Source organism: Streptomyces sp. NPDC059371, from assembly GCF_042751995.1.
GTDB lineage: Bacteria > Actinomycetota > Actinomycetes > Streptomycetales > Streptomycetaceae > Streptomyces.
Window position 1 is genome coordinate 1 of sequence record NZ_JBHYXD010000176.1, and the last position, 8,320, is coordinate 8,320.

Annotated in this window: 9 protein-coding genes; all 9 read right to left on the reverse strand. The window is 68.9% G+C overall.

Annotation, left to right across the window (positions count from 1 at the left end; all coding sequences use genetic code 11):
- Positions 1-197: 197 nt before the first annotated feature.
- The 9 genes from ACFXGX_RS42510 to ACFXGX_RS42550 all read right to left on the reverse strand — a co-directional run bounded on the left by ACFXGX_RS42510 (position 198) and on the right by ACFXGX_RS42550 (position 8,212).
- Positions 198-1,247, reverse strand: a complete 1,050-nt coding sequence (locus ACFXGX_RS42510) for a lysophospholipid acyltransferase family protein (RefSeq protein WP_384803641.1) — start codon at positions 1,245-1,247, stop codon at positions 198-200.
- 14 nt (positions 1,248-1,261) lie between these two features.
- A complete protein-coding gene (locus ACFXGX_RS42515; RefSeq protein ID WP_355773053.1) occupies positions 1,262-2,323 on the reverse strand; it encodes an NAD-dependent epimerase/dehydratase family protein in 1,062 nt (353 codons plus the stop codon).
- A gap of 391 nt (positions 2,324-2,714) precedes the next feature.
- The gene (locus tag ACFXGX_RS42520; protein ID WP_003948845.1) at positions 2,715-2,813 is read right to left on the reverse strand and encodes a 30S ribosomal protein bS22; all 99 of its coding nucleotides are present in this window, start codon (positions 2,811-2,813) and stop codon (positions 2,715-2,717) included.
- A gap of 142 nt (positions 2,814-2,955) precedes the next feature.
- Positions 2,956-3,165, reverse strand: a complete 210-nt coding sequence (locus ACFXGX_RS42525; protein WP_093781815.1) for a helix-turn-helix domain-containing protein — start codon at positions 3,163-3,165, stop codon at positions 2,956-2,958.
- A gap of 129 nt (positions 3,166-3,294) precedes the next feature.
- The gene (locus tag ACFXGX_RS42530; protein WP_384803646.1) at positions 3,295-4,110 is read right to left on the reverse strand and encodes a phosphatase; all 816 of its coding nucleotides are present in this window, start codon (positions 4,108-4,110) and stop codon (positions 3,295-3,297) included.
- Positions 4,111-4,186: 76 nt separating this feature from the next.
- Complete coding sequence (locus tag ACFXGX_RS42535) at positions 4,187-5,359, reverse strand: acetoin utilization protein AcuC (protein ID WP_384803649.1); 1,173 nt, start codon at positions 5,357-5,359, stop codon at positions 4,187-4,189.
- Entirely contained in the window at positions 5,310-6,539 is a 1,230-nt protein-coding gene (locus ACFXGX_RS42540; RefSeq protein ID WP_384803652.1) for an MFS transporter, read from the reverse strand. The genes ACFXGX_RS42535 and ACFXGX_RS42540 overlap by 50 nt, the downstream gene beginning before the upstream one ends.
- Positions 6,540-6,701: 162 nt before the next feature.
- Entirely contained in the window at positions 6,702-7,433 is a 732-nt protein-coding gene (locus tag ACFXGX_RS42545; protein ID WP_384803655.1) for a VC0807 family protein, read from the reverse strand.
- A gap of 134 nt (positions 7,434-7,567) precedes the next feature.
- Positions 7,568-8,212, reverse strand: coding sequence for an HAD family hydrolase (locus ACFXGX_RS42550; protein ID WP_384803658.1), 645 nt, complete (start codon positions 8,210-8,212; stop codon positions 7,568-7,570).
- Between the last annotated feature and the right edge of the window lie 108 nt (positions 8,213-8,320).

An 8,320-nucleotide genomic window follows, 5' to 3' on the forward strand; every position in this document is an offset into this window, starting at 1 on the left:
GTGTACGACCGACCGGATGACGGCGTTCAGTCCGGGGCAGTCGCCGCCGGACGTGAGGACACCACTGCGCATAGCCCGAGATACCGTCTCTAACCGGTCACACGGCCCGGCCACCGAGTTCCCCCGGGCGGCGCCCCCCCCCACCCCACCCCGTACCGGCATAACAAGACATGATCAACAGAATCGTATTTGCATGATCAGAAGAAAACGGACCTGCGCTGGACCAGCAGCTTGTACAGGGTGTGCTGGATCTGCTCCCTGACCTGGTCGGTCAGGTTGAACATCAGCATCGGGTCGTCTGCCGCCTCCGGCGGATAGCCGTCCGTGCGGATCGGCTCGCCGAACTGGATCGTCCACTTGGTGGGCAGCGGGATCGCGCCGAGCGGGCCCAGCCACGGGAAGGTCGGTGTGATCGGGAAGTACGGGAATCCCAGCAGCCGCGCGAGGGTCTTCGCGTTGCCGATCATCGGATAGATCTCCTCCGCCCCGACGATCGAGCACGGAATGATCGGAGTGCCCGCGCGCAGTGCCGTCGAGACGAAGCCGCCCCGGCCGAACCGCTGGAGCTTGTAGCGCTCGCTGAACGGCTTGCCGATGCCCTTGAAGCCCTCAGGCATCACCCCGACCAGTTCACCGCGCTCCAGCAGCCGTTCGGCGTCCTCCGAGCAGGCGAGGGTGTGACCGGCCTTGCGGGCCAGCTCGTTGACGACCGGCAGCATGAACACCAGGTCGGCGGCGAGCAGCCGCAGATGGCGGTTCGCGGGATGGTTGTCGTGGACGGCGACCTGCATCATCAGGCCGTCCAGCGGAAGGGTGCCCGAGTGGTTGGCGACGATCAGGGCGCCACCGTCGGACGGGATGTTCTCGACGCCCTTCACCTCGACGCGGAAGTACTTCTCGTACACCGGCCGGATCAGGGACATCAGGACCTGGTCGGTCAGCTCCTGGTCGTAGCCGAACTCGTCGATCTCGTAGTCGCCGGTGAGCCTGCGGCGCAGGAAGGACAGGCCTCCCGCGATGCGCTGCTCCAGGCTCGTACCCGTACCGCCCTGCTGGGGCGGCTGTTCCTCCTGCGTCACGGGAACATCATCCTGCGGGAGGCCCCGCCCGGGCAGGGGCTGGACCTCGCGTACGACCACGGGCTCACCCTTGCGCCGGCTCCCCGCGGCCCAGCGCCGCGCCGGGCGCTGCACCGCAGCCCCGCGCGAGCGGTCGTCGTCGAACGGAATGACCTTGGCGTCCGCCATCGTTGATGCGCTCCTCAGTTGGCGCTCTGCGTCGGGGGGTGGCCGCCGCCCGGAAGAGACAGTGCGGCGATCTTGTCCACGGCCCCCGCAAGGGCCTCCGGGGGCAGGAGTCCGGGACCCCTGCTCTGGGCGAAGTCCGCGAAGGTCTCCGCCGTCGTGTACTTCGGCTGATAGCCCAGGGTTTCGCGCATCTGGACCGTCGCGACGACCCTGCCGTGCGTGAGCAGTCGCAACTGCTCCGGCGAGAAGTCCGTCACCCCCAGGGTACGCACGGCCGTGCCGGCCCAGCTCAGGGCCGGCAGCAGCAGGGGCACGGTGGGCCGGCCGAGCCGCCGCGCGCACTGCGAGAGCAGCAGGACGCCGTCCCCGGCGATGTTGAACGTGCCGCTGTTGAGCGTGCCCCGCTGCGGCTCGTGCGCGGCGAGCCGCAGCACCTCGATGACGTCACTCTCGTGGACGAACTGGAGCCGCGGGTCGTAGCCGAACACCGTCGGCAGCACCGGCAGCGAGAAGTACGAGGCGAGCGGCGAATCCGCGCTCGGTCCGAGGATGTTGGCGAACCGCAGCACGCACACGGCGACATCGGGCCTGCGGCGCGCGAAGCCGCGTACGTAGCCCTCGACCTCGACCGTGTCCTTCGCGAAGCCGCCGCTGGGCAGCGACTTGGGCGAGGTGGTCTCGGTGAAGACGGCGGGGTCGCGTGGCGCGGAGCCGTAGACGTTCGTGCTGGACTTCACGACGAGCCGCTTGACCGTCGGGGACTTCTGGCAGGCGCCCAGGAGCTGCATGGTGCCGATGACGTTGGTCTCCTTGACCGTGGTCCGGCTGCCGGAGGCCAGCGCCGTTCCCGTCACGTCCATGTGGACGACCGTGTCGACGGAGTACTCGGCGAGCACCCGGGCGATGGTGGGCTGCCGGATGTCGGCCTGCACGAAGTCGGCGCCACCGATGTGGTGCTCGGGCGGCACCGCGTCCACGGCGATCACCCGGTCCACCTGCGGGTCACGCTGGATCCGTCGTACGAACCGGCCCCCGAGCTGCCGGGCCACCCCGGTCACGAGCACGACCTTCCCCAAGATCAGCGCCTTCCTTCCAGAACTGGACGTAGCTCCGCTCGTACCTGCCGCGTTCCCCGTGTGCGCCAACTTAGCGGGTTGATGTTGCGCTGTGATGACCGCCCGATGCACGAAGTGACGACAGCCATGGACGTGCGACCAGACCCAGCCATTCGGCCCACAGCCGCGCGGGGCCCGCGTGGCCGAAGACGTTCGACGGTCGAGCGGCTTTTCGGGGTTCTTCGGCTCGGCCGCCACCGGGCCGGAAGTCGGCTCGGCCGCCGTCGTGCCGGAAGTCCCCTGTCGCCGTGTCAGGGCCCCGGCCGACGGGCGTGCGGCTTTTCCCGACCGGATACGCCTGTGGCCCCCCACCCGCTGGTGAGAGGCCACAGTACGCGTTTCCGCGCGTCGCTTACTTCTTGTTGCGACGCTGAACGCGAGTGCGCTTGAGCAGCTTGCGGTGCTTCTTCTTCGCCATCCGCTTGCGCCGCTTCTTGATAACAGAGCCCACGACTACCCTCGCTCACTTCTCTTTACTCGGTGCTGGGCTGCATGGGCCCACACGACCTATGAGGGGCCAGCCTACCCGTCCGAGAGCTGAGGTCGTAATCGAGGTGATTCCGGGAGATCGCGAACGGTCTCCCGGAACGCCGTCAGGCGGTCTCCACCCCCACATAGCTCTCACGGAGGTACTCGTGAACCGCTTGCTCCGGCACCCGGAAGGACCTCCCCACCCGGATCGCCGGCAGATGGCCGCTGTGCACCAAGCGGTACACGGTCATCTTCGACACTCGCATCACCGAGGCGACTTCCGCCACGGTAAGGAACTGGACCTCGTTCAGAGGCCTCTCGCCTGCAGCCATGTCACACCTGCACCTTCCGCACTCGACGGCCACCGGCTTCCCCTTCCGGTGACTCTTCGTCGCTGCGCACTCACTCCCCAATGTAGGGGCGGGTGATGCGAGTGGGGAAGAGGAGATGCCATCGGCCGCCTACTGTGACAGACACGCCCGATTGAGTACATAGCGAGTAAGCGGTCGGTAGTAATCAGACCGCACAGCGTCATCAAGCGGAACGACGACGGACACCCGTCCCTCTGCCTCCCCGACGAACAGCGCGGGATCGTTCGTATCGGCGAGACCGATGGCCTCGAACCCCAGTTGACCTGCCCCGCAGACCCATCCGTGGTCTCCGATGACCAGTTCCGGGAGGGGGCCGCCGGCCTCGGCGGCGGCCGCCAGAACGGTCCTGACCGGGAGGGGTGAATGGGTGTGTGCGCCGGTCGCACGACCGGCGTCCCCGGCCTTCGGTTCGCGCACCAGCGCGACGCCTTGTACGTAGTCGAGGTTGTATGTGCGTAGGCCGAACCGGGTCGTTATGTCGATAGAGCTACCCTGCGCGGGGGTGAGGACGGTACACCCCGCCGCCGACAGGGCGTCCGCGAGCGCGGCGTAGAAATCGATCAGACGGTGCGGGTGACCCGTACCGAGAAGCACGGGGTGACGGCGTCGGGCGGCTTCACCGAGCCGTTCCGCGAAAGCGTCGAGGGCCGCCAGGGTCCGCTCCGGGTCGATCACATCATGCCCCGAAGTATGTGATGGATCAGCCGAGACCCCGCATTTGTCGGCCATCAACTCGATCAGATCCCGCTGACGCCACGACCATTCGGGATCAAGCCCGAGCAGCAGACGGGGGTCGCCGGCGGCGAAGAGCCGGTAGCTGCGCAGGCTCTCCTCGCGCGACGTGGCCACGGGTCCGGCGAGCCGGGCGGCCAGCAGATGTGCGCGCAAAGCTCCGGTGCTCAACACGTCAGCGATGCTGACGCATCCACCGATGCCCTATGCCCAGAATGCGGAATATGCCCCACAGTTGGGCTAATGGTCCCTACGGAAGCATCCCCCGCAGGGGGAACACGGCCTTGCGTGTCGCCACGATCGCCTGGTCGAGGCGGTCCGCCGGGTCGTACCCCGACTCCCAGTCCTTCCAGGAAACCGGCCACCGGCCGTCCGTCATCCGCATCGGCGCCAACTGCCGTGTGCGGGCGAAGACCTGCTGCCGCCAGCTCTCCGGGACGACCGTCTCCGGCTCGACGGGACGGCCCGCCGCCACGGCCACGAGGTGCGTCCACGAACGCGGCACGACCTCCACCACCGCGTAGCCGCCACCCCCCAGCGCGACCCAGCGCCCGTCGGCGTACGTGTGCGCCAGGTCGTGACAGGCGACCTGCACGGCCCGCTGCGCGTCGAGCGAGACGGCCAGATGCGCGAGCGGGTCCTCGAAATGGGTGTCCGCGCCGTGCTGGGTGACCAGCACCTGCGGCCGGAAGTCGGCGATCAGCTCGGGCACCACGGAGTGGAACGCCCGCAGCCAGCCCGCGTCCCCGGTGCCCGCCGGCAACGCGACATTCACGGCCGTGCCCTCCGCGCTGCCCGCCCCGGTCTCCTCGGGCCACCCGGTCTGCGGGAACAATGTCCGGGGATGCTCGTGCAGCGAGATCGTCAGGACCCGCGGATCCTCCCAGAAGGCCGCCTGGACACCGTCGCCGTGATGCACGTCGACATCGATGTACGCGACCCGCTCGGCGCCCAGTTCCAGCAGCCGGGCGATGGCCAGAGCGGCGTCGTTGTAGACGCAGAACCCGGAGGCGGCGCCGGGCATCGCGTGATGCAGCCCGCCCGCGAAGTTCACCGCGTGCAGCGCCTCACCGCGCCACACGGCCTCCGCGGCCCCCACGGACTGCCCGGCGATCATCGCGGACACCTCGTGCATCCCGGCGAACGCGGGATCGTCCATGGTCCCGAGGCCGTACGACGGGTCGGCCGACGCGGGATCCGCGGAAGCCGCCTTGACGGCCGCCACGTAGTCCTCGCGGTGCACCAGTCGCAGCGTCGAATCCCCGGCGGGCTTCGCCGCGACCACGTCGACGTCGCGGTCGAGCCCGAAGGCGTCGACGAGCCCTCTCGTCAGCCGGAGCCGGACCGGATCCATCGGATGGTCCGGACCGAAGTCATACCCCGTTACTGCCTCGTCCCACATCAGCTGTGCGCGGCCGCTCATGCACGTCACCGTATCGGTCCGGTTGAGCTTCGAACGACCGGGCGTACCCCAGGGTCGCCAGGACCAGCACCATCGGTACGAGCATGGCCCCGCGGTAGTTCCACGCGTCACCCAGCGCGCCCACCAGCGGGGAGCCGATCAGGAACCCGACGTAGTTGAAGATGTTCAGCCGCGCGATCGCCGTGTCCGACGCCCCCGGGAACAGCCTCCCGGCGGCCGCGAAGGTCTGCGGCACGATCACGCACAGCCCGAGCCCCAGCAGCGTGAACCCCAGCATGCCCACCCCGGCCCCGGGCGCGACGGCCACCACTCCGAACCCGAGCGCGGCGACCACCGCGCCCAGCCGCACCACCGCCACGGCCCCGAACCGCCGCACCCCGAGGTCTCCGACAGCCCGCCCCACCAGCGTCATCACCATGTAGACGTTGTACGGAACGGTCGCCATCTGCTCCGAACTGCCCAGCACGTCCTTGAGGTACTTCGCGCTCCAGTTGGAGACCGTCGAGTCCCCGATGTAGGCGAACGTCATCACCAGGCACAGCGGCAGCAGGAGCTTGAAGACGAGGGGACCCGCGCCCGCACCGGCCTGCGCGTCCTCCTTCCCGTCGGCGTCCGCGTCCGCGCCCCCGTCGACGTACCACCGGCTCCCCACCAGGGTGAGCGGCAGCAGCATCAGCACGGCCGGCAGATACGACACGAAGAGCGACAGATGCCAGTGCGCCCCGGCCCACGCGAGCGAGGCGCCCACGATCCCGCCCAGGCTGTACGCGGCGTGGAAACCGAGCATGATGCTGCGCCCGTACGACCGCTGGAGACTCACCCCGAGCATGTTCATCGAGGCGTCGAGACCGCCGACCGCGAGTCCGAAGGCACCGAGGGCGACGGCCACCTCGACGAGCTGGTCGCCGGCGCCGACACCGAGCAGGGCCAGCAGCACGACCGGCTGCGACCACCGCAGGATCCGGCTGGGGCGTATGCGCTTGACGAGATGCTCGGTGGTGACGCTGCCCAGCCCGGCGAGGACCGGGACGGCCGCCAGGAACAGCGGCAGGAGCGCGTCGGAGATCCCGTAGCGGTCCTGGATGGCCGGGATACGCGTCACGAGCAGCGCGAAGGCGGCACCCTGAGCGAAGAAGCTGAACGCCAAAGAGGCCCTACCGCGCCGCAGCACATCTGTCATGGCGGCGAGCGTAGGGCCCCGGCTTACCGGTGGGTAGATCAAGCCGAAGATGAATTTTGCTCAGCTCTTCGGAGGTGGGGGTGGGGAGGGACCGCCGAGGTCTTCGCGGCGGACCCGTCCGGGTCCGCGCTGCGGGGCAACGGGTCCTCCGTGCGGGGCCGTTCAGCGCTGCTTCCCGGCCCCTGCGGCGACCTCGTGCTCCAGCATCTTCTCCATCGGGACGACGGCGAAGCGGCCGCTGAGCAGGAAGGCGAGGACCATCGAGGCGATCATGACGACCGTGCCGAGCCAGACCATGGTGTCGATCGGCAGCGTGTAGGCGCCCACGACCCGCGCGACACACTCACTGAGCAGGACCGTGCCCCACACCAGCGAGAACGTCCGCTCGGCCTTCCGGAACGCCTCGGAGCCCGCCGCCAGCCGGTCCCAGGCCGCGGCCCGCGCCGCGTCGCCCTTCACGAGGAACGGCTTCATCCCCTGCGTCATCATCGGCCGCCCGAGCCTGACGGACACGAGGACACCGATCCCGATCGCGCTGCTGACCCCGCTGTCCTTCGCCAGCATCAGCCGCGGGTCACCGGCGACCAGGCTGAGCGCGAGCCCGACCACGTTGACGAACAGGATCAGCCCGGCCAGTGCGTTGACCTTGCGCTCCTTCACCACGCTCCACACGGTGCGCACGGCCGGCACGACGCTGCTCCAGCCGAGCGCCGCCATCGTGCTCATCCCGAACCCGTTCCTGAGCAGGTAGTACGACCCGACGGGCACCGCCACGTCCACGATCAGCGGCAGGAAGCTCGGCCGGGGGCCGGCGGTCTCCGGCGTGGTGGCCGTTTCCGTCCGGGCAGCGCTGGTGGTCGCTCCGGTGCTGATCTCGGTGGCGGTGATGCTCATGATCGGGTCCCTCCGTCGTAGCTGTGTACGTCCCGTTTCGATGTACTCAGCTTCGCGGTCGGACCCCGCCCTCCGACAGAAACGATCGTCCGGAGCTCGGCATGACAAATGTCAGCGTCCGCCGATGGGAGCCGTCATACCAGCAGGTCAGCCAACTCCCCCATGTCGGCGAAGAGTTGAGTGGCGCCGGTCAGCCGGTCGGCCGGTGTCATGGCGGTGAACCCGTACACGTCCATCCCTGCCGCGTTGGCCGCCTGTACGCCCAGGGGACTGTCCTCGACGACGGCGCACCTCTCCGGTCGTACGCCCATGCGCTCGGCGGCGTGGAGGAACAGGTCGGGGGCCGGCTTGCCCCGCCCGACGTCCTGCGAGCTGAAGATCCGGTCCTCGTCGAACCACCGGTCGAGCCCCGTCGTCCGGTGTCCGACCCGGATCCGCTCGTGACTCCCGGAGGAGGCCACGCAGTACGGCACCCCGTCCGCGGCCAGCTTCTCCAGTACCTGGCCGGCCCCGGGAACCGGCTTCAGCTCCCGTTCGAACGCGGCGAAGACCCGCGCGTGGAAGACGTCGTCGAAGTCGTCCGGCAGCCGCCGGCCGGTGCGCTCCAGGACCAGGTCGTGGATGCGGTGCATCGCGGAGCCCATGTAGTCACGCAGGGAGTCCTCGTACGAGGTGGGGTGCCCCAGTTCGGTGAGGTAGGCGGCCAAGTGGGTATTGGAGATCGGCTCGCTGTCCACAAGGACACCGTCGTTGTCGAAAATAATCAGGTCGTAGCGCATAACAAAGACCCTAAACGCAGAAAACCCCCGGACCGGTATCCCCGGTCCGGGGGTTTTCTCAAAAATTGTTCGGCGGCGTCCTACTCTCCCACAGGGTCCCCCCTGCAG

What these genes read in the sequence shown, in the direction of transcription:
- ACFXGX_RS42510 (WP_384803641.1), bottom strand. Translation starts at nt 1,247, where the DNA reads ATGGCGGACGCCAAGGTCATTCCGTTCGACGACGACCGCTCGCGCGGG.
- ACFXGX_RS42525 (WP_093781815.1), bottom strand. Translation starts at nt 3,165, where the DNA reads ATGGCTGCAGGCGAGAGGCCTCTGAACGAGGTCCAGTTCCTTACCGTG.
- ACFXGX_RS42535 (WP_384803649.1), bottom strand. Translation starts at nt 5,359, where the DNA reads ATGAGCGGCCGCGCACAGCTGATGTGGGACGAGGCAGTAACGGGGTAT.
- ACFXGX_RS42540 (WP_384803652.1), bottom strand. Translation starts at nt 6,539, where the DNA reads ATGACAGATGTGCTGCGGCGCGGTAGGGCCTCTTTGGCGTTCAGCTTC.
- ACFXGX_RS42545 (WP_384803655.1), bottom strand. Translation starts at nt 7,433, where the DNA reads ATGAGCATCACCGCCACCGAGATCAGCACCGGAGCGACCACCAGCGCT.
- ACFXGX_RS42550 (WP_384803658.1), bottom strand. Translation starts at nt 8,212, where the DNA reads ATGCGCTACGACCTGATTATTTTCGACAACGACGGTGTCCTTGTGGAC.